This is a genomic window from Methylobacterium sp. D48H, assembly GCF_053345715.1.
Genome location: NZ_JBKFAP010000013.1, coordinates 123,624 through 144,910, shown reverse-complemented (window position 1 = coordinate 144,910; position 21,287 = coordinate 123,624). Strand labels below are relative to the sequence as shown.

The window sequence follows — 21,287 nt, the reverse complement described above, 5'->3', positions numbered from 1 at the left end:
CTCTTCGCGAGGTCGATACCGACCGTAGCAAGCTCGGACATGGGTGGCTCCTCAGCTTGAGGCGACAACATCCCGACTATGCCCGAACGCAAAGCCGGGAGCAGGAGCCATCCACACCATCAATCGAGATGGCGTTCTCGAAGTTGAAGGCGGGGCTGCGCAAGGCCGCGGCGCGCACGCGCGAAGGGCTCTGGACCACAATCGGGCGGCTCGTCGATGCCGTTACGCCCGACGAGGCCGCAAACTTCTTCGTCGCGGCAGGATACGACCTCGATTAAACCGAAACCGCTCTAGCGCGGGATGCGCCCATCCCGACCGACGGCCTCGTCCCGAGGTGGCCGTGTCGGGGGGCCTCGAGGGCGAATTCCAGAGAGCGCGCGGCGCCTGGAGGCCGCCTTCGAGACCTCCGCCGCGCTCCGCACCGCGGGATGAGGGGCCGGGTCGGACGCGCCTGCAGGATCGACAGCGCGATCCTGCAACGCGGCGGGAAAGGAAAGCCCCGCGCTCAGCGGTAGCCGTAGCGGCTCTTGGCGGCGGCGAGCAGGTGCAGGGCCTCGCCCGACTTGCCGGCCGAGCATTCCGCGGCGGCGTGGGCGAGGTCGGCGCTGAAGCGGTCGCCCACCGGCTTGTTGAGGTTGCCGGTGGCCACGTCGCTGTCGACGATCGCCTTCGTGCGGGCGATCTCCGGGCCGCAGCCGCTGCCCGTGGGCAGGGCCAGGGGCGCCGGCACGATCGGCGATGGCTCGGTCACCGCGGGCGTGGCGCGCTGCTGGCAGGCGCCCAGCGCCGCGACGGCGAGGGCGACGAGGCTGAGGCGCATCGGGAGGCGGGACGCGGGCACGGCGATCATCCTGTTGGGGCGCGAGGGGCAGCGCCGCCGAGGTTCTGAGCCGAGCTTGGCGGTGGGTCAATCGCCCCGGCGACATGCCGAAGGGGTGCGGAGCGCGGGACGCGGAGCGCCTCAAACGCGCGATTCCGCCGCTGCCGGAGGGACTTGGTGCGCGCCGCCGGTATCCTGCACCGGCGGCGCGCTCCGAATCGTGACGGGCTTACTTCGCCTTTTCGGCGAGCGCCTTCAGGCCGGAATCGTAGATGCCCTGGATCGCGTCGGTGGCGACCGTGTCCGGCGCGCCCTTGGCGTTGAAGGTCCCGGTCCAGGTCACCTTCGAGCCGGAGCCCTCGGGAGCGACCGAGAGGGTCGACTTGTAGTCGGAGACCGGCAGCGGGCTCTCCAGGATCGTGTAGGTGTAGCTCATCACCTTGTCGTCCCGGGAGACCTGCTCCTCTTTGATGGTGCCGCCACCCTTCAGGCTCAGCGTGCGGACCTTCATGCCGTCCTTGTCGGACAGGGCGCATTTCTCGATGGCCGGGTGCCAGTCGCCGATGCCGCAGAACTCGCCGATCGTCTGCCAGACCTTGGCCGGGGGCGCGGCGATGTCGGCCGAGCGCGTCACCTCCAGGGCGTAGCCCGGCACGGTGGCCGCGGCGAGCGCCAGGGCGGCGAGGGGAAGGGACCGGCAGAAAGCGAAGGGCATCTCGGGGTGTCTCCGTCCGTCTCAAGTCGCGGCAGGGGCCGCGCAGGCTCTGATGGCCGCGCAGGAGCTAGGCCGGGAGGGGGCGCTCGGCAATGGGCGGGCGCTGCGGCGCATGACTTTCGCGCTCAGACGACGCGGCCGGTGATCGTCCGCGCGCAGGGGCACGTCGTGGCGCCGATCGGCCGACACGGGGTCCGGGCCGCGATCCGGCCTACCAGCCGTCCGTCTCGTCGGCGTCGGTCGGGTAGCCGTAGACCGTGGCGGGCGCGTAGGCGGGCGCGTAGGTGGCCCGGGCCGCCGGGCGGTAATAGGCCGGCACCGACCGGCGCCCCATCTGATCGCTGTTCGCCAGCAGGTCGTCCGGCTCGTAGGGGCTGCGGTTCCGGGCGAGCCGGGTGCCGCGCCGGCCGCGCTCCGCCATCGGGACATCCGCTCCCTCGATCACCACCCGTGTCCGACCCATGCCCTGGCTCTTCACGAGATTGAACAGGGTCGCGGCGTTGCGCACCGACAGGCGCACGCAGCCGTGCGAGGCCGCGCGTCCCAGGCTCCGGACGTGGTTGGTGCCGTGGATGGCGTGGCCCTGCGTCGTGAAGAACATCGCGAAGGGCATCGGCGCGTCGTCCCACTCCTTCGAGAAGTGCGTGCGCTCCATCCGGAACGGGCGGTAGGCGCCGGACGGGGTGTCGTAGCTCGCGACGCCGGTCGAGACCGGCCAGGAATAGCGCGGCTGGCCGTCGACCGAGACCTCCATGCGCTGGGTGGTCTTGTCGACGTTGACGAGCACGTCCGCGCTGGCCGTCGCGGGGATCCCCGCGCACAGGAGCAGCCCGGACAGGGCGGAGATCAGACCGATACGCATGAGCGACTCCGACTCGAGACGCGCCTCGAGAAACCGCGACGGTTTGCCGTCACGCTAAAGCCCCGGCAACACCGAGGTTCCGGCCCGCCGTGCCGCTGCGTAGTCACGCTTTGCTGAGCGCCGTGCCGGCGCGCTCACGGCGCCGCGGCCATGCCGGAGATCCGGCGGATCGCGGCCTCGGCCTCTTCGGCGATGCGCAGGACGAGGTCGCCGGCGCCCGGCAGGTCGTCGATCAGCCCCACGGCCTCGCCGACCGTGACGTTGGCGACGTCGTAGTCGCCCGCCGCGTCGGCATCCTCCACGTCCCGGCGCCGCTCCGCCGAGGCCGCGCGCAGCGCGTCCTCGCGGCCGTGCCACGTCTCGATGAAGGTGTTGCGCAGGAGCCGCCCGGTATAGGGCGCCGGCCAGGCCCGCTGGCGGGCGATGTCGTAGACCTGCGTGCGGATCGTGTCGTCGCCGGTGGCGGCGAGAACCCGCTGCTTCGCGGCCGGGTGGATCAGCGCCTCCCGGCTGGCCCAGAACCGCGTCCCCATCAGGACACCGTCAGCCCCCAGCGCCAGGGCGGCGGCGAGACCGCGCCCGTCCGCGATGCCGCCCGCCGCGAGGAGCAGCGTCTCGGGGCGCTCGCGGGCGATCAGGTCGGCGACCGCCGGCACGAACGCCGCGGTGCCGCGGGCGGCGAGGCCGTGGCCGCCGGCCTCCGTCCCCTGCGCCACCACCGCGGCCGCACCGACCTCCAGGGCACGCCTCGCATGCGCCAGGGTGTGCACCTGGCAGATCAGCGGCACGCCGGCGGCGCGGATCCGGTCCGCGAAGGGCGCGGGATCCGCGAAGGAGAGCATCAGGGCCGCGGGCGACCGGGCGAGCGCCGCGTCGAGGAGCGACGGGTCCCGGGCCATCGACCACGTGATGAAGCCGCAGCCGACCCGCTGATTGCCCGCGTGGGCGAATTCCCGGTCGAGCGTCGCGTGGTCGCCGTAGCCGCCGCCGATCAGGCCGAGGCCGCCGGCGGCGCTCACCGCTGCCGCGAGGGCGCCCCCCGAGGCCGGGTCCATGGGGGCCAGCACGATCGGGTGCCGCAGCCCGAAGGCGTCGGTGAGTCTGGTCCTCAAGGCCATGGGTCCCCTCCCCGGAAAGCGTCTCGGTTGTGCGCGCCGCCCGCCAGGGATTAACGCTCGCGCGACGGCGGAAAAAATGATTCCTTCTGAAGGAAGGCATCGGAAAAGCAGATGGCATGAACAGCACCGACCTGATGTTCTTCGCGGCGGTGGCCGAGACCGGCGGCATCGGGCGGGCGGCGGCGCGGCTCAACACCGTCCAGTCCAACGTCACCGGCCGGATCCGCGCCCTGGAGCAGGCCCTGCGCGTGCCGCTGTTCCACCGCGGAAGCCGCGGGGTGACGCTGACCCGGGCGGGGGAGCGGCTCCTGCCCTACGCGCTCCAGGTCGGGCAGCTGCTCGCGGAGGCGCGCCACGCCCTGCTGGCCGAGGGCGAGCCGCGCGGCCCCCTGCGGATCGGCGCCATGGAGACGACCGCGGCCCTGCGCCTGCCCGGCCCGCTCGCGGATTTCGCCGCGCGCCACCCGGAGGTGGACATCGAGCTGGAGACCGGCCCGACCGAGCACCTGATCGCCCGGGTCCTCGACCGGAGCCTGGAGGGGGCCTTCGTGGCCGGCCCGGTCGCGCAGGCCGACCTCGTCGGGCTCCCGGTCTTCACGGAGGAGCTGGTGCTGGTGGCGCACCCGGCCGTCGGCGACCTCGCGGCGCTGCTCGACCGGCTGGCCCGGGCGCGCGACGCGAAGGTGCTCGTGTTCCGGGCCGGCTGCTCGTACCGGAGGCGCCTGGAGGACTTTCTGGGGCGCCAGGGCCTCGTGCACGTGCGGCGCATGGAGTTCGGCACCCTCGACGGCATCCTCGGCTGCGTGGCGGCCGGCCTGGGCGTGACCCTGGTGCCCCGCGCCGTGGCAGAGCCGGCGCACCGCGCGGGCCGGGTCTCGGTTCACCCGGTGCCCGACGGGGACGGGCACGTCCCGACGCTGCTGGTCCACCGCGCCGACGACCGGCCGAGCGCGGCCTTCGCGCGGTTCGCCGAGCAGGTGCGGACGGCGCTCCCGGATGTAACTTAGGCTCCCGGCTCCGGCACGGACCGTGCCCTTGGCAACCGCCGGTTGACAGCGGCCCGGGCCCCGGCGCTTCCTCCCGGCCGCAGACGGTTCGGAGTTCCCATGGCCCTCGACCCCACCCTCGCCGCCGAGATCGAAGCCTCCGTGGCGGAGGGCTTCGCCGATCAGGTCGCCCACACGCAGGCGCTGGTCCGGTTCGCCTCCCTGCGCGGGGAGGAGCATGCTTGCCAGGACTACGTCTTCGACCAGTTCCGCGCCCGGGGCTACGCAACCGAGCGCTTCGCCATGGACCGGGCCGCGATCGCGGCCCATCCGGGCGGCTCGAAGATCGACGCGGCGCACCATTCTGACGCGCCGATCGTGGTCTGCCACCACCGGCCGGGCACCGAGACCGGCCGCTCCCTGATCCTGCAGGCCCATGTCGACGTGGTGCCGCCGGGGCCCGGCGACCTCTGGACCCACCGGCCCTTCGATCCGGTGATCCAGGGCGATTGGATGTATGGCCGCGGCGCCGGCGACATGAAGGCCGGGCACGCCGCCAACCTGTTCGCCCTCGATGCGCTCGCCCGCCTCGGCCTCCAGCCGGCGGCCTCCGTGACGGTGCAGTCGGTGGTCGAGGAGGAATCCACCGGCAACGGCGCCCTGATGACCCATCTGCGCGGCTACCGGGCCGACGCGGTGCTGATCCCCGAGCCGGAGGACGAGAAGCTCGTCCGCGCCAATACCGGCGTACTCTGGTTCACCGTCGAGGTGCGGGGCGTGCCGGTCCATGTCCGCGAGATGGGCGCGGGCGCCAACGCCATCGACGCCACCTACCGGGTGATTGGCGCGCTGCGCGACGTGGAGGCCCGCTGGAACGCCGAGAAGGCGGCGCACCCGCATTTCGAGACCGAGGACCACCCGATCAACCTGAACATCGGCAAGATCGAGGGCGGCGACTGGGCCTCCTCGGTCCCGGCCTGGTGCCGGATCCACTGCCGGGTGGCGCTCTACCCGGGCGTGACCGCCGCCCAGGCCGCCGCCGAGATCGAGGCCGCGGTGGCGTCCTTCGCCCGCACCGACCCGTTCCTGGCCAACAGCCCGCCGCGGGTGGTCTTCAACGGCTTCTTCGCCGAGGGCTACGTGCTGGAGGAGGGCTCGGAGGCCGAGGCCGTGCTCGGCCGTGCCCACGAGCGGGCGATCGGCTCACCGCTCCAGAGCTTCATGACGGCGGGCTACCTCGATACTCGGGTGCATGCCCTCTACGACCGGGTGCCGGCCCTCTGCTACGGCCCGACCTCTCAGAACATCCACGGCTTCGACGAGCGCGTGAGCCTCGCCTCGGTGAAGCGGATCACGACCGCCATGGCGCTGTTCGTGGCCGAGTGGTGCGGGACCGAGCGCAAGGCGGGGTGAGCCGCCGTCCTTGCGAGCGCAGCGAAGCAATCCAGGGTCGCGCCGCCCTGGGTCGCGTCGCTTCGCTCGCGATGACGGCGGTGCTCGCCGTCAGGGGATCAGCCGGTCCGCGCGGAGCTGGGCGAACAGGTCGTCGAACGCGTCGTCGGACGGCTGGTAGGTCGTGAAGCCGAGGCGGCGGCTCTTGCTCATGTCGGTGACGACCTCGATCGGCCGGCCGAGATCGGCATCCGTGTGCCAGGGAGAGGCCAGCTTGGTGAGATCCGGCTCGGCGAGGCCGTAACGGGCCGCGATCTCGGCCCAGGCCGGGCCGTCCTGCGCCATCCGGGGCTCGAGCGGCCGGTGCGTGCCGTCGAACGGCACCGCCTCGATCCCGAACCAGGCGGCGATCCGGCCCCACATCCAGCTCCAGCGGAAGACGTCGCCGTTCACGACGTTGAACGCCTCGTTGGCGGCCCTCTGTTCCGTCGACGCCCAGAGCAGCTGGCGGGCGAGCAGCCGCGCGTCGGTCATGTCGGTGAGGCCGTTCCACTGCGCGGCCGAGCCCGGGAAGATGAAGGGCCGGCCCAGCTCCCGGCACAGGGTGGCGTAGCAGGCGAGCGTCGTGCCCATGTTCATGGCGTTGCCCACCGCCTTGCCGATGATCGTGTGCGGGCGGTGGACGCTCCAGGTGAAGCCGTCGCGGGCGGCGGCCGCGAACACGGCATCCTCCTGCGCGTAGTAGAAGTTCTCGATGTCGAGGCGGCCCTGGTCCTCGCGGAACGGCGTCTGCGGCAGGGTGCCTTTGCCGTAGGCCTCGAACGGGCCGAGATAGTGCTTCAGCCCGGTCACCAGGGCGACGTGGCGGACGCTCTTCTTCGGGCGCAGGGCATTGAGCAGGTTCTCCACCATCGCCCGGTTGACCCGGATCATCTCCGCCTCGGTCGGCCGCCGCTGCCAGGTCGCCAGGAACACGTGGCTCGGGGCGAGGTCGGAGAGCGCCTCCTCCAGGGAGGCCGGATCCTGCAGGTCGCCGGTCACCGGCGCGACGCCGTCCTGCCGCACCGGGTGACGGGCGAGGCCCGCGACCGTCCAGCCTTCCTGGGTCAGCAGCGCCGCGGTGGCGCTGCCGACGATCCCGCTGGCGCCGACGATCAGGGCGGTGTTCGACATGGAAACCCTCGTGCCCGGCCCAAATCCGGGTCCGGGGCAGATGGGCGCGGGTGGTGTCGTGACAACCCCGACGCGCGGCGCGGACGCCTGTGCGGCGCGCAAGGGTTGTGTGATCGCGAGCCCCACGTCATCGCGAGCGGAGCGAAGCGACCCAGGGCAGCGCGCGGTTTCGAAGCATGGCGCGACCCTGGATTGCTTCGCTCCGCTCGTGAAGACGGAGGCTCTCAGGCGACCCGGTCGATCGCCGCGCCCAGGATGTCGACGATCTCGCCGATCTGGCCGCGCTCGATGATCAGCGGCGGCGACAGGGCGATGATGTCGCCGGTCACCCGGGTGAGCAGGCCGCGCTCGAAGCAGTCCACGAACACCTCGTAGGCGCGCTTGCCCGGCGCGTCCGGCCGCGGCGCCAGCTCGACGCCGGCGACGAGCCCGATGGTGCGGATGTCGACGACGCCCTTGCGCCCGCGCAGATCGTGGATCGCCGCCGCCCAGTCGTCGGCGATGTCGGCGACGCGGGTCAGCAGCCCCTCCTCCCGGTAGATGTCGAGCGTCGCGAGGCCGGCCGCGCAGGCGATCGGGTGCCCGGAATAGGTGTAGCCGTGGAACAGCTCGATCCCGTCCGGGCCCTGCATCAGGCCGTCGTGGACCGCGCGGCTCGCGAAAACCGCGCCCATCGGCACCGTGCCGTTGGTCAGGCCCTTGGCGCTGGTCACGAGGTCAGGGACGACACCGAAGAAGTCAGTCGCGAAGGGCGCGCCGAGGCGGCCGAAGCCGGAGATGACCTCGTCGAAGATCAGCAGGATGCCGTGCTTCGTGCAGATCTCGCGCAGGCGCTCGAGGTAGCCCTTCGGCGGGATCAGCACGCCCGTGGAGCCCGCCACCGGCTCGACGATGCAGGCCGCGATGGTCTCGGCGCCGTGGAGCGCCACCAGCCGCTCCAGATCCTCGGCGAGCTCCGCCCCGTGCTCGGGCTGGCCCTTCACGAAGGCGTTGCGGGCCGGATCGTGGGTGTGGCGCAGGTGGTCGGTGCCGTTGAGAGTCGGAAAGACCCGCCGGTTCGACACGATGCCGCCGACCGACAGGCCGCCGAAGCCGACGCCGTGATAGCCGCGCTCGCGGCCGACGAGCCGGGTCCGCGTGCCCTGCCCGATCGCCCGCTGGTAGGCGAGCGCGATCTTGAGGGCGGTGTCGACCGATTCCGAGCCGGAATTGGTGAAGAACACCCGGTCGAGGCGCTTGTCCGGACCGCCCGGGGCGATCTCGGCCAGCCGCTCGGCGAACTCGAAGGCGACGGGGTGACCCATCTGGAAAGTCGGGGCGAAGTCGAGGGTCGCGAGCTGACGCTCCACCGCGGCGGCGATGCCCCGCCGCCCGTGGCCGGCATTGACGCACCAGAGGCCCGCGGAGCCGTCGAGGACCTTGCGGCCGTCGTCGGCGGTGTAGTGCATGCCCTCGGCCGACACGAGCAGGCGCGGCGCCGCCTTGAACTGGCGGTTGGCCGTGAACGGCATCCAGAAGGCGTCCATCGCGGGCGTGTTGCGGAGCGGATGGTCGGTCATGGGCGGTTCTCCGGGGCGGGCAGCGCGGCTCGGGCGGCGGGACCAGGGGACACCTTCGCCGATCGGGCAACAAGTCCTTTTCTGGTCGCCGCCAACCCCTTGCAGGATCGGGGCCGCGGGTGGCACCGTTGCGGGATCCGCAACACCTGAAACGGGCCCTGGCCGGATGAGCATCGATGTCGGCGCGCGCCTGCGCTTCGTTCGGGCCCGCCACGGCCTGTCGCAGCGGACGCTGGCCAAGCGGGCCGGCGTGACCAACTCGGCGATCTCGCTGATCGAGGCCAACCGGGTGAACCCGTCGGTGGGCGCCCTGAAGCGGATCCTCGACGGGGTGCCGATCGGCATGGCCGAGTTCTTCGCCCTGGAGCCGGAGCCGGAGCGCAAGGCGTTCTTCGCCGCCGAGGACCTCACCGAGATCGGCCGCCGAGCCGCCAAGGGGGCGATCTCGTACCGTCAGGTCGGCGACAGCCTGTTCGGGCGCAAGCTCCAGATCCTCAAGGAGCGCTACGAGCCGGGCGCCGATACCGGCCGGGTGCCGCTCTCCCACGAGGGCGAGGAGGGTGGCATCGTGCTCTCCGGGCGCCTGGAGGTCACGGTGGATGCCGAGCGCCGGATCCTCGGCCCCGGCGACGCCTACAGCTTCGACAGCCGCCGCCCGCACCGGTTCCGCTGCGTCGGGCCCAACCCCTGCGAGGTGGTGAGCGCCTGCACGCCGCCGAGCTTCTGAGACGGAGCCCGGCTGCGGCGGATGAAACGCCCGCCCTGTCGCGTGCAGGCGTTGCGGTCGGCCGGCAGAGTGGCGCATGCAGGGCGGCGTTTGAATTCATAATGCCGCGCGAGGATCGATGGCCGTCACGACCGCAAGCCCGGCCGCCGGGCCCGGACAGAACCAGTCGGCGCGCGCGGCGCTCGCGGCCTTCGTGGGCACCACGATCGAGTGGTACGATTTCTTCATCTACGGCACGGCGGCGGCCCTGGTGTTCGGGCCGCTCTTCTTCACGGCGGAATCGCCCTACATCGCGACGCTCTCGGCCTTCGGCACCTTCGCGGTCGGCTTCCTCGCACGGCCGCTCGGCGGCCTGATCTTCGGGCATCTCGGCGACCGGTTCGGGCGCAAGCGCGCCCTGGTGGCGACGCTCGTGATGATGGGCATCGCGACCTCGTGCATCGGGCTCCTGCCGACCTACGCCTCGGTCGGCCTGTGGGCGCCGGTGATGCTGGTGGTCCTGCGGCTGATCCAGGGTCTCGCGGTCGGCGGCGAGTGGGGTGGGGCGGTGCTGATGGCCGCCGAGCACGCGCCGGCCGGGCGCAACACTTTCTTCGCCTCCTTCGCGCAGCTCGGCAGCCCGGCCGGGCAGATCCTGTCGCTGCTGGCCTTCCGGCTCGCGGGCCTGCTCGACAAGGAGAGCTTCCTGACCTGGGGCTGGCGGGTGCCGTTCCTCGTCAGCATCCTGCTGCTCGGCGTCGGGCTCGCGATCCGCCTCGGCGTCGCGGAATCCCCGGCCTTCGAGAAGGCCCGGGCCGCCGGCGGGCCGCCGCCGGCGCCGGTGCGCGAGGTGCTGACGACCTGCCTGAAGCCGGTGCTGCTGGCGGCGGGGGCCAACACCTTCGCGATCGCCTCGGTCTACCTGTTCAACACCTTCATGATCGCGTTCACCACGCAGTATCTCGGCATCGCGCGGGCGACGATCCTCGACGCCCTGCTGATCGCCGCCGTGGTCCAGCTGGTGATGACCCCGGTGGGCGCCCGGATCGCCGAGCTGATCCGCAACGAGCGGCTGTTCCTCCAGGGGACGCTGGTCTGGGCGATGCTGGCCCCCTACCCGCTGTTCTGGCTGGTCGAGACCAAGTCTGTGCCGCTGATCGTGCTGGGTCTCGCCCTCAACGTGGTCGGCAGCGCGACCTTCTACGCGGTGATCGCCGGCTACCTCGCGGGCGCGTTCCCGACGCGGGTGCGCTACACGGCGATCTCCATCGCCTATCAGTTCTGCGGCGCGCTCGCCGGCGGTCTGACGCCGATCGTCGGCACCGTGCTGGCCGAGCGCTTCCAGGGCCACTGGTGGCCGATCGCGGTGTTCGGCACGGCGCTGGCCGGTGTGTCGTTCCTGTGCGTCACGGCGATCGGCGGCTACCGGGCCCGCCAGCGGGGCTTCCTGGACGGGTGAGCGCGACCGGTCAAAGGCGCCGGATCCGGGTAACGCGGGATTCAGACCGGTGGTCCAGGATCGGCGGCATGGATTCGATCGCCGCAGCCGCCGTCCAGATGCTGGGTTCGTCCCAGAACCAGCAGATCGGCATCGCCGTCGCCAAGCAGCAGCTCTCCGCCGACAAGGCGGTCGCCGGGCTGGTGGCGGACAGCGCCGCCCAGGCGGCGAGCGCCGGCCCGCCGGCCCCTCCCGGACAGGGCCAGAGCGTCGACCTGCGGGTCTGACGGAAGCCCCGCGCTCCGCTTTCCGGGCCTCGCGCGATCCCGGGTCGCTGCGCTGCGCGCGATGACGGCGGGCTCCTCGGCGGCCTGTGAGCGGCCGCCCCTACCCGAAGCCGTAGAGCCGCCGCGGGTTGTCGACGAAGACCATCCGGCGCCTGTCCGCGTCCGGCACCCAGTCGGCCATCAGGTCGAGGAGTTCGCGCGTCCGCGGCGGCCCGTCCCAGGCGGCCACGTGCGGCCAGTCCGAGCCCCAGAGGCAGCGTTCCGGCGCGGCGTCGTTGAGCGCCCGGGCGAAGGGGATCGTGTCGGCGTAGGGGGGCCCGGTCACGGAGTCCCGGAAGGCGCCCGAGAGCTTCACCCAGTTGCCGTCGGCGACGAGGCCGAGCAGCGCCCGGAACCCCAAATGGTCCACGCCCGCCGAGGTCGGCATGTGGCCCATATGGTCGAAGACCAGCGGCACGGGCAGCCGCGCCAGGCGGCCGGCGATCGGCGGCAGCTCGCGGGCATCGAGCAGGAACTGGAGGTGCCAGCCCATCTCGCGGGCGAGCGCCCCGTAGGACTCGACCGCGTCGAGCCCGACCCCGCCGCCGAACAGGACGTTGAGGCGCAGGCCGACCACGCCGGCCTCCTTCAGCGCGGCGAGTTCCGCGTCGGGCAGGCCGAGCGGGATCACCGCGACGCCGCGCAGGCGCCGCCGGTGGGCGCGCAGCGTCTCGACCATCAGCCGGTTGTCGGTGCCGTGCACGCTGACCTGGATCAGCACGCCGTTGGCCATGCCGGTCCCGTCGAGCATCGCCAGATACCGCTCGGCCGGCGCCGCCGGGGGCGTGTAGCTGCGGCCCGCCACCAGCGGGTAGTCCGGCGGAAGGCCGATCACGTGGGCGTGCGTGTCGACCGCACCCTCCGGCACGGCGTAGCGGGTCGGGCCTTCCGGATGCGGGTCTGGGGCGGGGCAGTCTCGGATCTCGGGCATGATCAGGAATCCGCGTGCAGGACCTTGCCGCGCGTCTCGGGCAGCGCGAAGGCCGCCAGGAAGAAGATCCCGTAGGCGACGGCCGCGAAGATCGCGATGGCCGAGGCGAGACCGGCGCGCTCCGCGAGGTAGCCGACCAGCGCCGGGAACAGGGCGCCGATGCCGCGGCCGAAATTGTAGCAGAACCCCTGCCCCGAGCCGCGCAGGCGGGTCGGGTACAGTTCGGTCAGGAAGGCGCCCATGCCGGAGAAGTAGCCGGAGGCGAAGAAGCCCAGCGGGAAGCCCAGCACCCAGAGCACGCCGTTCGAGAGCGGGATCTGCGTGTAGGCCACGATCACCGCGATGGCGCCCAGCGAGAAGATCAGGAACAGCGGCCGCCGGCCGAGCCGGTCGGCGAGCCACGCGCCCACGAGGTAGCCGGTGAACGAGCCGATGATCAGGGCCGCGAGGTAACCGGTGGAGGACACGATCGACAGGTGGCGCTCGGTGGTCAGGAAGCGCGGCACCCAGGTGGTGATCGCGTAGTAGCCGCCCTGGCAGCCCGCCGCCGCCAGGGAGGCGAGCAGGGTGGTCTTGAGGATCGGACCTGAGAAGATCTCCCAGATCTGCGGCCGGTCGCCCGTGGCGGCGGCCCGGGCACGGGATTCGGCGGCGACCTCCGGCTCCTTCACGTAGCGGCGCAGGTAGAAGACCAGCAGCGCCGGCAGCGCGCCCACCGCGAACATCCAGCGCCACGCGGTCTCGGGCGGCAGAAGCGAGAACAGTACCGCCTGCGACAGCACCGCGAGGCCCCAGCCGATCGCCCAGCCGGACTGGACCGAGCCCACCGCCCGGCCGCGATACTCGGCCCGGATCGTCTCGCCGATCAGCACGGCGCCGGCCGCCCACTCGCCGCCGAAGCCGAGGCCGAGCAGCGCCCGCGCGATGAGCAGCTGCTCGAAGTTCTGCACGAAGGCGCAGAGCAGGGAGAACAGCGAGAACCAGAGGATCGTGATCTGCAGCGTCAGCACCCGGCCGATGCGGTCGGCGACGAAGCCCGCGAGCCAGCCGCCGAGCGCCGAGGCCAGCAGCGTCACCGTGGCGGCGAGCCCGGCCGTGCCGGCATCGACGTGCCACAGCGCCATGATCGTGCCGATCACCAGCGGGTAGATCATGAAGTCCATGCCGTCGAGGCACCAGCCGGCGGCGCATGCCCAGAAGGTGTGCCGCTCCGGCGGCGTCATCGATCGGTAGAAGGCGGTGAGGCTGGCGTCGCGGATCTCGACCGCGTCCACGCCCGAGGGCCCCTGCCCGGTTGCTGAACTCATCACCGCCTCCCGCCGCCCGATACCAGTATCAGCGTCCCGGGCAGAGCTGTCCAACGATGCGGCGGATCACGCAAGCAACCGGAAAGGAAAAGGCCGCCCGGAGGCGGCCTGTCCCGTTCTTTTCACACTCGATCGACGCTCAGTAGCAGCGCTCGACGAGAACCCGGCGGTAGCCGTAGGGCGTCCAGCGCACCCGCGGGACCGTGTAGCAGCCGCCGCCGTAGCCGTAATCGTATGCCGCCGGGGCGTAGTAGCCGCCGTAGCCGTAACCCGGATAGCCGTAGCCACCGTAGCCGCCGTAGAGACCACCGGCCGCGAGGCCGAGCCCGACACCGAGGCCCAGGCCGCCGAGCCCGTAGCCGTACCCGCCGCGGTAGCCGTAACCGCCGCGCCAGCCATAGCCCCGGCCGTAGAAGCCGCGGCCGTAGCCGAAGCCGCCCGGACGGAAGCCGACGCCCCGGAAGCCGCCGCCGAAGCCGCCGTTGCGGAACCCGCCGAAGCCGCCGCCGCGGAAGCCGCCGCCGAACCCGCCACCGTGGAAGCCGCCGCCGAAACCGCCGCCATGGAAGCCGCCGCCGCCGAAGCCGCGCGCGTCCGCGCTGGCCGGCGCCAAGGCCAGAGCACCCGCCGCCAGCAGGGCCGAGCCGAGCACTGCACCCTTCATCACGTCATCTCCGTGGAAACACGCCCTCTGCGGCTAAGAACGCTCGAACCGGTAAAACGGTCCAGCCCCGGCCGCGGCGCGCGGTCGCGAGACGCACCCGGCCGCGTCCGGACCCATGCGGGCGCGGCTCGGACACGAAATTCGCCGCTTTCCAGGGCGAAGGGCGGCCCGAACGAGCTTCGCCGTCCCCGACTCGCCGTCCCCGAGCTGCCTGGAACGAATGATGATGCTGCGCCCGGCTCACGCCCTCTTGATCACGCTGCTCGCCCTCGCGGCCCCGGCCCGGGCGGCCGCCCCGGCCGCGACGGAGCCCTGCCGGGCGGTCGAGGCGCAGGGTGAGACGTTCACGGTCTGCACCATCGACCTCCGGAAGCAGCGGCTGCGGCTGTTCTGGCTCCAGGACGACGGCAAGCCCTACGGCGCCCTCGGCACCCTCGCCGAGAAGCAGGGCGGTCGCCTCGCCTTCGCGATGAACGCCGGCATGTACGACAAGGATCAGGCGCCGGTCGGCCTCTACGTCGAGAACGGGCACGAACTGAAGCGCGTCTCCACGGCGGACGGGCCGGGTAATTTCCACCTGAAGCCCAACGGGATCTTCTGGCTGAAGGGTGAGCGCGCCGGGGTGGTCGACACGTCCCGCTACCTGCGGGCGAAGATCCGGCCGGATTTCGCCACGCAGTCCGGGCCGATGCTGGTGATCGACGGCCAGATCCACCCGAAGATCGCCGCCGACGGGCCGAGCCAGAAGATCCGCAACGGCGTCGGCGTGCCCGGCGACGGGCACGTGGCGATCTTCGCGATCTCCGAGCGCCCGGTGACCTTCGGCGCCTTCGCGCGGCTGTTCCGCGACGATCTCGGCTGCCGGAACGCCCTGTTCCTCGACGGCTCGGTCTCCAGCCTCTACGCACCGAACCTCGGCCGCACCGACATCAGCCGCCCTCTCGGGCCGCTGGTCGGCGCGCTGCCGCGGTGAGGGCCGCCCTCAGCGCTGGCCGAAGGCCGTGTCTTTGAACAGGTCCTTGTACTCCCGCGGCTGCGAGCGCCAGTACTGCTTGGGGGCGCGCACCCGGGCGCCGAGCTCGGCGGCGGCGTGCCAGGGCCAGCGCGGATCGTACAGCATCGCCCGGGCGAGCGAGATCGCGTCCGCCCGGCCCTCCTGCAGGATCGTCTCCGCCTGCCGGGCCTCGGTAATCAGCCCGACCGCGATAGTGGTGAGCCCGGTCTCCGCCTTGATCCGCTCGGCGTAGGGCACCTGATAGCCCGGCCCGAGCCTGATCGCCTGCTTGGGCGAGACGCCGCCCGTGGAGACGTGGATCGCCGGCGATCCCGCCCGCTTGAGCGCCTGGGCCAGCTCCACCGTCTCGTCGAGATCCCAGCCGTCCTCGACCCAGTCGGTGGCCGAGACCCGCAGCCAGACCGGGCTGCCGGCGGGCACGACATCCCGCACCGCGTCGTAGACCTCCAGGGGGAAGCGCATGCGGTTGGCGAGGCTGCCGCCGTATTCATCTGTCCGCTTGTTGGCGATCGGCGACAGGAACTGGTGCAGCAGGTAGCCGTGGGCGCCGTGCAGCTCGACGGCCTCGATACCGAGGCGCACGGCCCGCTTGGCGGTGGCCACGAACTGGTCGCGGACGCGCTTCAGGTCGGCGGCGTCGAGGGCGTGGGGCGGGACCTCGCCCTCGCCGTGCGCGACCGCCGAGGGCGCCTCGGTGCGCCAGCCGTAGGCGTGCTCCGGCGGGATCTGCTGGCCACCGGCCCAGGGGGCCTCGCTGGAGGCCTTGCGCCCGGCGTGGGCGATCTGGATGCAGACCGGGATCGGCGCGTACTCGCGCACGGCGTCGAGCACGCGTGCCAGCGCCCGCTCGCAGCCGTCGTTGTAGAGGCCGAGATCCCAGGCGGTGATCCGCGCCTCCGGGGAGACCGCGGTGGCCTCAAGGGTCAGCAGGCCGGCCCCCGACATGGCGAGCTGGCCGAGATGCATCATGTGCCAGTCGGTCGCCTCGCCGTCCCGCGCCGAGTACTGGCACATCGGCGCGACGAGGATGCGGTTCTCGAGCGTGAGCGCGTCGAGTGTCAGCGGTTCGAACAGGCGAGCGGTCATCGGCAACTCCTGGTGGAGGGTTCACTCTGGCCCAGGACGGGCGCGGCGGCCAGTGCGGTGCGGCAGAGCACCTCTGCGGGCGGGCGGTGCGGGAACTTGCGGATGTGGCCGCCCGTTTCCTGGCCTGTCGCCGCATCGCGGCAATCGACGCGAACCGCCTGAGGGGGCGAGATCGCCCGAGGTCCAGATGATGCTCACCAGACTCGCCGTCCCGCTCGCCCTGGCCGCCGGCTGCGCCGCCCTAGCGGGCACCGCCCAGGCCCAGCCCGCCGCCTTCGGCGGACCCAAGATGCTGATCCACGGGAATTACTGCGGACCGGGCAACAACGCGCCGCTCCCGCCGATCGACGCCCTCGATGCCGCCTGCGCCCGCCACGACGCCTGCACGCCGAACGGCGGCCTGCCTTCGGAGGCCTGCAATCTCCGCCTGCAACAGGAGGCGACGCTGATCTCGCGCGATCCGCGGCAGCCGCAGGATGTCCGGTCCCTCGCCGGCCTCGTGGCCGCCACCGCGACGCTGATCCCGTCCGAGCCGAACGCCCGGCGCGTCCCGGCCTCGGTCACCACGGGTCCGGCCGCGGGGACCTACGCGCCCGCCCTGACGCAGCCGGCGCCGACGGTCGATATCGACACCGACGACGACGGCGCTGACGCGGATTGAGGCGGGCCGCGATCGCCCGTCAACGCGCAAGCGGCGCGGTCCGGCACCCTACCGGTCCGCGCCGATCCCCCGGTCCTTCAGGCTGTCGCCGATCTCGTCGAGGGCCGCCGCGTCGTCGATCGTCGCCGGCATCGTCCAGGGCTCGTGATCGGCGATGCGCTTCATGGTGGCCCGCAGGATCTTGCCCGATCGGGTCTTGGGCAGCCGCGGCACGGTCAGCGCCAGCTTGAAGGCCGCCACCGGGCCGATCTCGTCCCGCACCTTGGCGACGAGTTCCCGCTCGATCGTCTCGGTCGGCCGGGCGACGCCGGCCTTCAGCACCACGAACCCGCAGGGCACCTCCCCCTTCAGCGCGTCGCGGATGCCGATGACCGCGCATTCCGCCACGTCCGGGTGGCTCGCCAGCACCGCCTCCATGCCGCCGGTGGACAGCCGGTGGCCCGCGACGTTGATGATGTCGTCGGTCCGTCCCAGGACCGTGATGTAGCCGTCGGCGTCGATCACCCCGGCATCCGACGTGTCGTAGTAGCCCGGGAAGGTGGCGAGGTAGCTCGACCGCATCCGGTCGTCCGAGCCCCAGAGGGTCGGCAGGCAGCCGGGCGGCAGGGGTAGGCGGATCGCGATCGTGCCCATGGTCCCCGCCGGAACCGGCTTCCCGCCCTCGTCCAGGACTTCGACCCGGTAGCCCGGCATCGGCACGCAGGTGCTGCCGTGCTTCACCGGCAGGAGGCCGAGGCCCATCGGGTTGCCGGCGATCGGCCAGCCGGTCTCGGTCTGCCACCAGTGGTCGACGACCGGTCGGCCCAGCACGCGCTCGGCCCAGGCGACCGAGTCGGGATCGGCGCGCTCGCCCGCCAGGAACAGGCTGCGGAAGGCCGAGAGGTCGTGATCGGCGATCCGGGCGCCCTTCGAATCCTCCTTCTTGATCGCCCGCAGGGCCGTGGGCGCGGTGAACAGGCAGACCACCCCGTACTCGGCGACCACCCGCCAGAAGGCGCCGGCATCGGGCGTCCCGACGGGTTTCCCCTCGTAGAGGACCGTGGTGCAGCCGTGCAGGAGCGGCGCGTAGACGATGTAGGAGTGGCCGACGACCCAGCCGATGTCGGAGGCGCAGAAGTAGGTCTCGCCGGGCTGAACGCCGTAGAGGTTCGGCATCGACCAGGCCAGGGCGACGAGGTAGCCGCCGGTATCGCGGACCACGCCCTTCGGCTTCCCGGTCGTGCCGGAAGTGTAGAGGACGTAGAGCGGGTCGGTGGCGGCGACCGGCACGCACGCCGCGCTCCGCCCCGCCGCCCGGGCGGCCGCGACGGTCTCACCCCAGTCGCGATCCCGGTCCGCGACGAGGGTCGCAGGCCCTTGCGGGCGCTGGAGGATCAGGCAGGCCTCCGGCTTGTGCCGCGAGGCCGCGATCGCCGCGTCCAGGAGCGGCTTGTAGGCGACCACGCGGTTCGGCTCGATCCCGCAGGAGGCGGCGAGCACCACCTTCGGCGCCGCGTCCTCGATCCGCACCGCCAGCTCGTTGGCCGCGAAGCCGCCGAACACCACCGAGTGGACCGCGCCGAGCCGGGCGCAGGCCAGCATGCCGAACAGCGCCTCGGGCACCATCGGCATGTACAGGATCACCCGGTCGCCCTTGCCGACGCCGAGGTCGGCCAGCACGGCGGCCAGCACCGCCACCTCGTCGCGCAGCGCCCGGTAGGTGATGCTGCGCTTGGTCCCGGTCACGGGCGAGTCGTAGCGGATCGCCACCTGATCCGCCCGGCCCCCGTCCGCGTGGCGGTCGACCGCGTTGTGGCAGGCGTTCAGGGTGCCGTCCGGGAACCAGCGTCCGTAGGGGCCGGAATCCGGCGCGAAGGCCCGCTCCGGCGCCCGCGCCCAGTCGAGGGCCCGCGCCGCACCGAGCCAGAACGCCTCGGGGTCGCGGCAGGCCGATTCGTAGATCTCCGGGTAGCGGCCCGGCAGGCTGGCTCTCGTCATCGGTTGGGCGTTTCCTCGCGGACCGCTCTCCGGCGGCGGGCCGCAGAGTAGCCCATTCTCGCGCGCACGGGAGTGGCCACGGGAGGGAGTGGCCACGGGCGTGACGGCCGCGCCCGGGTCCCGGCGGCCGCGGCTCGGTGCCCCCCAAGAGAAAACCGCCGCACCGGGGCTCCCGATGCGGCGGTCGTCAGCTTGAATTCGCTATCAGATTGGACGTCTCAGGCGTCAGTGCAACGTGTCGTTGCCCGCCTGAAGCTTGTTGATCTCGTCCTTGAGGAGGAGTTTCCGTCGCTTCAGCTCGGCGATGTGGAGGTCGTTCGCCGAAGGTCTGTGGATCGCTTCCTGAATCTCGCGCTCGAGGGCTTCGTGCTTCCGGGCGAGTTGGTTCAGATGCGTCTGCAGCGACATGAGTCGAATCTCCTGTCATCGTTTCGACACAACGAGATTGGCACAGGATGCCGGACCTGTCGAAGCGTTTTCTACAGCTAAGTCTGATGATTGCTTACCGCGCCGCCTTGTCCGGCGCCGGAGCGTGACGCATGCTCTCGGGCGACGAACGGTCTTCGGGTTCTCAGGTGACGATGGCGGACGAGGCGGGTGAGGGTGCGCAGTCGGACCTCCTGGGCGAACTGGCGCGGCTGCGCGAGGAGCACCGGGATCTCGACAGCGCCATCGAGGCGCTGGAGCGCAGCGTCGCCGGAGACCAGCTCCAGATCCAGCGCCTGAAGAAGCGCAAGCTCACGCTGCGCGACCGCATCTATCACATCGAGGACGCGCTCACGCCGGACATCATCGCCTGATGCCGGTGGACGCCCTCCGGCCCCGCCTTGCCGCAGGCCCGCGCCGCCTGTAAGCGCCCTCTTTTGCCGGGATCAACGATGGCGTCGCCTCCTTCGGTCGCGATCATCATGGGTAGCCAGTCCGACTGGGCGACCATGCGTCATGCCGCCGAGACGCTCGACGCGCTCGGCGTACCGTACGACGCGCGCATCGTGTCGGCCCACCGCACGCCGGACCGGCTCGTCGCCTTCGCCAAGGGCGCGGTCGCGGCCGGCCTCAAGGTTGTGATCGCCGGTGCGGGCGGCGCCGCGCACCTGCCCGGCATGGCGGCCGCGATGACCCGCCTGCCGGTCTTCGGCGTGCCGGTGGAGTCGAAGGCCCTCTCCGGCCAGGACAGCCTGCTCTCCATCGTCCAGATGCCGGCCGGCATCCCGGTGGGGACCCTGGCGATCGGCCGGGCCGGGGCGGTGAACGCGGCCCTGCTCGCCGCCGCCGTCCTGGCGCTGACCGACCCGGACCTGGCGGAGCGCCTGGAGGCGTGGCGCGCGGCCCAGAGCGCCTCGGTGGCCGAACGGCCGGTGACGGAAGAGAACGCGTGACGGACAAGATCCTCGGCCCCGGCTCCATCCTCGGCATCGTCGGTGGTGGCCAGCTCGGGCGCATGATCGCGCTCGCGGCGGCCGATTACGGCCTCAAGGCGCATGTCTACGCGCCCGACGCGGACAGCCCCGCCTTCGACGTGGCCGCCCGGACCACCTGCGCGGCCTACGACGACGCCGCGGCGCTGGCGGATTTCGCCCGCAGCGTCGACGTCGTGACCTACGAGTTCGAGAACATCCCGCACGCCACCGCCGACGTCCTCGCGAGGCACGCCGCCCTGCACCCGAACGCGCGCGCGCTCTCGACCACGCAGGACCGGCTCACCGAGAAGGAGTTCATCAACGGCCTGGGCATCCCGACGGCGCCGTTCCGGGCGGTGGACACGCCCGACGACCTCGACCGGGCGATCGAGGTGATCGGCCTGCCGGCCGTGCTCAAGACCCGCCGCTTCGGCTACGACGGCAAGGGGCAGCGCATGCTCCGCGAGCGGGCCGAGGGCGACCGCAACGCCCTGTTCGCCGAGTTCGGCGGCGCGCCGCTGATCCTGGAGGGCTTCGTGCCGTTCGAGCGCGAGGTCTCGGTGGTGGGCGCGCGCGGGCGCGACGGCAGCTTCGCGGCCTACGACCTCTGCGAGAACGAGCACCGCGACCACATCCTCGCGCTGACCCGGGTGCCGGCGCCCGGCGTGTCCGCCGAGACGGGCCGCGCCGCCGTCGAGATCGCCCGGCGGATCGCCGACGCCCTCGACTATGTCGGCGTGCTCGCCGTCGAGATGTTCCTCGTCCGCGAGGACGGGGCGGAGCGGCTCGTGGTCAACGAGATCGCGCCCCGGGTGCACAATTCCGGCCACTGGACGAGCGAGGGCGCGCTGACCTCGCAGTTCGCCCAGCACGTCCGGGCCGTCTGCGGCTGGCCGCTGGGCGATGCGGGCCGGGTCGGCGGCCTGCCCGTCGAGATGCGCAACCTGATCGGCGCCCAGGCCGACGACTGGCACGCCCTGCTGGCCGAGCCCGGCGCCCACCTGCACCTGTACGGCAAGGGCGAGGCGCGCCCCGGCCGCAAGATGGGCCACGTCACGCGCCTCGGGCCGGGCCCGACCGGATCCTGAGGCTTCGAGGGCACACCCGCGTCGCCGCGTGATCGCCGGAGGGCCGTCCGCGGCCCCGCGGAA

Annotated in this window: 22 protein-coding genes and 1 pseudogene; 11 read left to right on the top strand and 12 right to left on the bottom strand. The window is 72.3% G+C overall.

From position 1 onward, the window contains the following. Positions 1 to 278: pseudogene (locus tag ACLBX8_RS20440) on the top strand (hypothetical protein); the annotation flags it as partial. A gap of 227 nt (positions 279 to 505) precedes the next feature. Here the strand turns inward: ACLBX8_RS20440 and ACLBX8_RS20435 are convergent. From ACLBX8_RS20435 to ACLBX8_RS20420, 4 genes are all read right to left on the bottom strand, one after another. Beyond that, positions 506 to 850, bottom strand: coding sequence for a hypothetical protein (locus tag ACLBX8_RS20435; protein ID WP_020092423.1), 345 nt, complete (start codon positions 848 to 850; stop codon positions 506 to 508). Between the two features lie 199 nt (positions 851 to 1,049). Continuing rightward, a complete protein-coding gene (locus ACLBX8_RS20430; protein ID WP_447700173.1) occupies positions 1,050 to 1,535 on the bottom strand; it encodes an SRPBCC family protein in 486 nt (161 codons plus the stop codon). Between the two features lie 211 nt (positions 1,536 to 1,746). Then, positions 1,747 to 2,397 carry a L,D-transpeptidase gene (locus ACLBX8_RS20425; protein ID WP_447700174.1) on the bottom strand — a complete coding sequence of 217 codons (651 nt, stop codon included), beginning with the start codon at positions 2,395 to 2,397 and terminating at the stop codon, positions 1,747 to 1,749. Positions 2,398 to 2,531: 134 nt separating this feature from the next. Continuing rightward, on the bottom strand, positions 2,532 to 3,515 hold the full coding sequence (locus ACLBX8_RS20420) for an NAD(P)H-dependent flavin oxidoreductase (protein WP_447700175.1): 984 nt from the start codon (positions 3,513 to 3,515) through the stop codon (positions 2,532 to 2,534). A 116-nt stretch (positions 3,516 to 3,631) separates the two neighbouring features. On the opposite strand from ACLBX8_RS20420, the gene ACLBX8_RS20415 reads away from it, so the two are divergent. Together ACLBX8_RS20415 and ACLBX8_RS20410 are read left to right on the top strand one after the other, a co-directional pair. After that, on the top strand, positions 3,632 to 4,522 hold the full coding sequence (locus ACLBX8_RS20415; protein ID WP_447700176.1) for a LysR family transcriptional regulator: 891 nt from the start codon (positions 3,632 to 3,634) through the stop codon (positions 4,520 to 4,522). Between the two features lie 99 nt (positions 4,523 to 4,621). Continuing rightward, positions 4,622 to 5,914: an ArgE/DapE family deacylase gene (locus ACLBX8_RS20410; RefSeq protein WP_447700177.1), complete on the top strand. Its 1,293-nt coding sequence runs from the start codon at positions 4,622 to 4,624 to the stop codon at positions 5,912 to 5,914. Between the two features lie 90 nt (positions 5,915 to 6,004). Here the strand turns inward: ACLBX8_RS20410 and ACLBX8_RS20405 are convergent, their stop codons facing one another. Then, complete coding sequence (locus ACLBX8_RS20405; RefSeq protein ID WP_447700178.1) at positions 6,005 to 7,066, bottom strand: SDR family oxidoreductase; 1,062 nt, start codon at positions 7,064 to 7,066, stop codon at positions 6,005 to 6,007. A gap of 224 nt (positions 7,067 to 7,290) precedes the next feature. Next, positions 7,291 to 8,625 carry an aminotransferase class III-fold pyridoxal phosphate-dependent enzyme gene (locus ACLBX8_RS20400; protein WP_447700179.1) on the bottom strand — a complete coding sequence of 445 codons (1,335 nt, stop codon included), beginning with the start codon at positions 8,623 to 8,625 and terminating at the stop codon, positions 7,291 to 7,293. 166 nt (positions 8,626 to 8,791) lie between these two features. On the opposite strand from ACLBX8_RS20400, the gene ACLBX8_RS20395 reads away from it, so the two are divergent. The 3 genes from ACLBX8_RS20395 (at position 8,792) to ACLBX8_RS20385 (ending at position 11,056) form a co-directional block, all read left to right on the top strand. After that, positions 8,792 to 9,352: a cupin domain-containing protein gene (locus ACLBX8_RS20395; protein WP_020092415.1), complete on the top strand. Its 561-nt coding sequence runs from the start codon at positions 8,792 to 8,794 to the stop codon at positions 9,350 to 9,352. 118 nt (positions 9,353 to 9,470) lie between these two features. After that, positions 9,471 to 10,790, top strand: coding sequence for an MFS transporter (locus ACLBX8_RS20390; protein ID WP_091682248.1), 1,320 nt, complete (start codon positions 9,471 to 9,473; stop codon positions 10,788 to 10,790). Between the two features lie 68 nt (positions 10,791 to 10,858). Continuing rightward, entirely contained in the window at positions 10,859 to 11,056 is a 198-nt protein-coding gene (locus ACLBX8_RS20385; RefSeq protein WP_091682246.1) for a hypothetical protein, read from the top strand. A gap of 100 nt (positions 11,057 to 11,156) precedes the next feature. Here the strand turns inward: ACLBX8_RS20385 and ACLBX8_RS20380 are convergent, their stop codons facing one another. From ACLBX8_RS20380 to ACLBX8_RS20370, 3 genes are all read right to left on the bottom strand, one after another. After that, positions 11,157 to 12,026 carry an amidohydrolase family protein gene (locus ACLBX8_RS20380; RefSeq protein ID WP_447700180.1) on the bottom strand — a complete coding sequence of 290 codons (870 nt, stop codon included), beginning with the start codon at positions 12,024 to 12,026 and terminating at the stop codon, positions 11,157 to 11,159. A 2-nt stretch (positions 12,027 to 12,028) separates the two neighbouring features. Next, the gene (locus ACLBX8_RS20375; protein ID WP_447700181.1) at positions 12,029 to 13,333 is read right to left on the bottom strand and encodes an MFS transporter; all 1,305 of its coding nucleotides are present in this window, start codon (positions 13,331 to 13,333) and stop codon (positions 12,029 to 12,031) included. A 139-nt stretch (positions 13,334 to 13,472) separates the two neighbouring features. After that, positions 13,473 to 13,997: a hypothetical protein gene (locus ACLBX8_RS20370; RefSeq protein ID WP_020092410.1), complete on the bottom strand. Its 525-nt coding sequence runs from the start codon at positions 13,995 to 13,997 to the stop codon at positions 13,473 to 13,475. A 223-nt stretch (positions 13,998 to 14,220) separates the two neighbouring features. On the opposite strand from ACLBX8_RS20370, the gene ACLBX8_RS20365 reads away from it, so the two are divergent. Next, entirely contained in the window at positions 14,221 to 14,970 is a 750-nt protein-coding gene (locus tag ACLBX8_RS20365; RefSeq protein ID WP_091927307.1) for a phosphodiester glycosidase family protein, read from the top strand. Positions 14,971 to 14,979: 9 nt separating this feature from the next. Here the strand turns inward: ACLBX8_RS20365 and ACLBX8_RS20360 are convergent, their stop codons facing one another. Beyond that, positions 14,980 to 16,098 carry an NADH:flavin oxidoreductase/NADH oxidase gene (locus ACLBX8_RS20360; RefSeq protein WP_447700182.1) on the bottom strand — a complete coding sequence of 373 codons (1,119 nt, stop codon included), beginning with the start codon at positions 16,096 to 16,098 and terminating at the stop codon, positions 14,980 to 14,982. 187 nt (positions 16,099 to 16,285) lie between these two features. Here ACLBX8_RS20360 and ACLBX8_RS20355 point away from each other — a divergent pair, with 187 nt between their 5' ends. Then, positions 16,286 to 16,759 (top strand): hypothetical protein, encoded by a 474-nt coding sequence (locus ACLBX8_RS20355; protein ID WP_447715672.1) that lies wholly within the window; start codon positions 16,286 to 16,288, stop codon positions 16,757 to 16,759. A gap of 48 nt (positions 16,760 to 16,807) precedes the next feature. Here ACLBX8_RS20355 and ACLBX8_RS20350 read toward each other — a convergent pair whose 3' ends face one another. Further along, complete coding sequence (locus ACLBX8_RS20350) at positions 16,808 to 18,736, bottom strand: propionyl-CoA synthetase (RefSeq protein ID WP_447700184.1); 1,929 nt, start codon at positions 18,734 to 18,736, stop codon at positions 16,808 to 16,810. Positions 18,737 to 18,961: 225 nt separating this feature from the next. Beyond that, entirely contained in the window at positions 18,962 to 19,144 is a 183-nt protein-coding gene (locus ACLBX8_RS20345) for a YdcH family protein (RefSeq protein WP_012318068.1), read from the bottom strand. 131 nt (positions 19,145 to 19,275) lie between these two features. On the opposite strand from ACLBX8_RS20345, the gene ACLBX8_RS20340 reads away from it, so the two are divergent. The 3 genes from ACLBX8_RS20340 to ACLBX8_RS20330 all read left to right on the top strand — a co-directional run bounded on the left by ACLBX8_RS20340 (position 19,276) and on the right by ACLBX8_RS20330 (position 21,224). Next, on the top strand, positions 19,276 to 19,536 hold the full coding sequence (locus ACLBX8_RS20340) for a YdcH family protein (RefSeq protein ID WP_081636461.1): 261 nt from the start codon (positions 19,276 to 19,278) through the stop codon (positions 19,534 to 19,536). A gap of 78 nt (positions 19,537 to 19,614) precedes the next feature. Then, positions 19,615 to 20,115: a 5-(carboxyamino)imidazole ribonucleotide mutase gene (gene purE / locus ACLBX8_RS20335; RefSeq protein WP_447715671.1), complete on the top strand. Its 501-nt coding sequence runs from the start codon at positions 19,615 to 19,617 to the stop codon at positions 20,113 to 20,115. Next, entirely contained in the window at positions 20,112 to 21,224 is a 1,113-nt protein-coding gene (locus ACLBX8_RS20330) for a 5-(carboxyamino)imidazole ribonucleotide synthase (protein WP_447700186.1), read from the top strand. The genes purE and ACLBX8_RS20330 overlap by 4 nt, the downstream gene beginning before the upstream one ends. The last annotated feature ends 63 nt before the right edge of the window (positions 21,225 to 21,287 follow it).

What these genes read in the sequence shown, in the direction of transcription:
- ACLBX8_RS20405 (WP_447700178.1), bottom strand. Translation starts at nt 7,066, where the DNA reads ATGTCGAACACCGCCCTGATCGTCGGCGCCAGCGGGATCGTCGGCAGC.
- ACLBX8_RS20370 (WP_020092410.1), bottom strand. Translation starts at nt 13,997, where the DNA reads ATGAAGGGTGCAGTGCTCGGCTCGGCCCTGCTGGCGGCGGGTGCTCTG.
- ACLBX8_RS20375 (WP_447700181.1), bottom strand. Translation starts at nt 13,333, where the DNA reads ATGAGTTCAGCAACCGGGCAGGGGCCCTCGGGCGTGGACGCGGTCGAG.
- ACLBX8_RS20385 (WP_091682246.1), top strand. Translation starts at nt 10,859, where the DNA reads ATGGATTCGATCGCCGCAGCCGCCGTCCAGATGCTGGGTTCGTCCCAG.
- ACLBX8_RS20340 (WP_081636461.1), top strand. Translation starts at nt 19,276, where the DNA reads ATGCTCTCGGGCGACGAACGGTCTTCGGGTTCTCAGGTGACGATGGCG.
- ACLBX8_RS20430 (WP_447700173.1), bottom strand. Translation starts at nt 1,535, where the DNA reads ATGCCCTTCGCTTTCTGCCGGTCCCTTCCCCTCGCCGCCCTGGCGCTC.
- ACLBX8_RS20345 (WP_012318068.1), bottom strand. Translation starts at nt 19,144, where the DNA reads ATGTCGCTGCAGACGCATCTGAACCAACTCGCCCGGAAGCACGAAGCC.
- ACLBX8_RS20365 (WP_091927307.1), top strand. Translation starts at nt 14,221, where the DNA reads ATGATGCTGCGCCCGGCTCACGCCCTCTTGATCACGCTGCTCGCCCTC.
- ACLBX8_RS20390 (WP_091682248.1), top strand. Translation starts at nt 9,471, where the DNA reads ATGGCCGTCACGACCGCAAGCCCGGCCGCCGGGCCCGGACAGAACCAG.
- ACLBX8_RS20380 (WP_447700180.1), bottom strand. Translation starts at nt 12,026, where the DNA reads ATGCCCGAGATCCGAGACTGCCCCGCCCCAGACCCGCATCCGGAAGGC.
- ACLBX8_RS20415 (WP_447700176.1), top strand. Translation starts at nt 3,632, where the DNA reads ATGAACAGCACCGACCTGATGTTCTTCGCGGCGGTGGCCGAGACCGGC.
- ACLBX8_RS20400 (WP_447700179.1), bottom strand. Translation starts at nt 8,625, where the DNA reads ATGACCGACCATCCGCTCCGCAACACGCCCGCGATGGACGCCTTCTGG.
- ACLBX8_RS20395 (WP_020092415.1), top strand. Translation starts at nt 8,792, where the DNA reads ATGAGCATCGATGTCGGCGCGCGCCTGCGCTTCGTTCGGGCCCGCCAC.
- ACLBX8_RS20360 (WP_447700182.1), bottom strand. Translation starts at nt 16,098, where the DNA reads ATGACCGCTCGCCTGTTCGAACCGCTGACACTCGACGCGCTCACGCTC.
- ACLBX8_RS20425 (WP_447700174.1), bottom strand. Translation starts at nt 2,397, where the DNA reads ATGCGTATCGGTCTGATCTCCGCCCTGTCCGGGCTGCTCCTGTGCGCG.
- purE (WP_447715671.1), top strand. Translation starts at nt 19,615, where the DNA reads ATGGCGTCGCCTCCTTCGGTCGCGATCATCATGGGTAGCCAGTCCGAC.
- ACLBX8_RS20410 (WP_447700177.1), top strand. Translation starts at nt 4,622, where the DNA reads ATGGCCCTCGACCCCACCCTCGCCGCCGAGATCGAAGCCTCCGTGGCG.
- ACLBX8_RS20435 (WP_020092423.1), bottom strand. Translation starts at nt 850, where the DNA reads ATGATCGCCGTGCCCGCGTCCCGCCTCCCGATGCGCCTCAGCCTCGTC.
- ACLBX8_RS20355 (WP_447715672.1), top strand. Translation starts at nt 16,286, where the DNA reads ATGATGCTCACCAGACTCGCCGTCCCGCTCGCCCTGGCCGCCGGCTGC.
- ACLBX8_RS20420 (WP_447700175.1), bottom strand. Translation starts at nt 3,515, where the DNA reads ATGGCCTTGAGGACCAGACTCACCGACGCCTTCGGGCTGCGGCACCCG.
- ACLBX8_RS20350 (WP_447700184.1), bottom strand. Translation starts at nt 18,736, where the DNA reads ATGACGAGAGCCAGCCTGCCGGGCCGCTACCCGGAGATCTACGAATCG.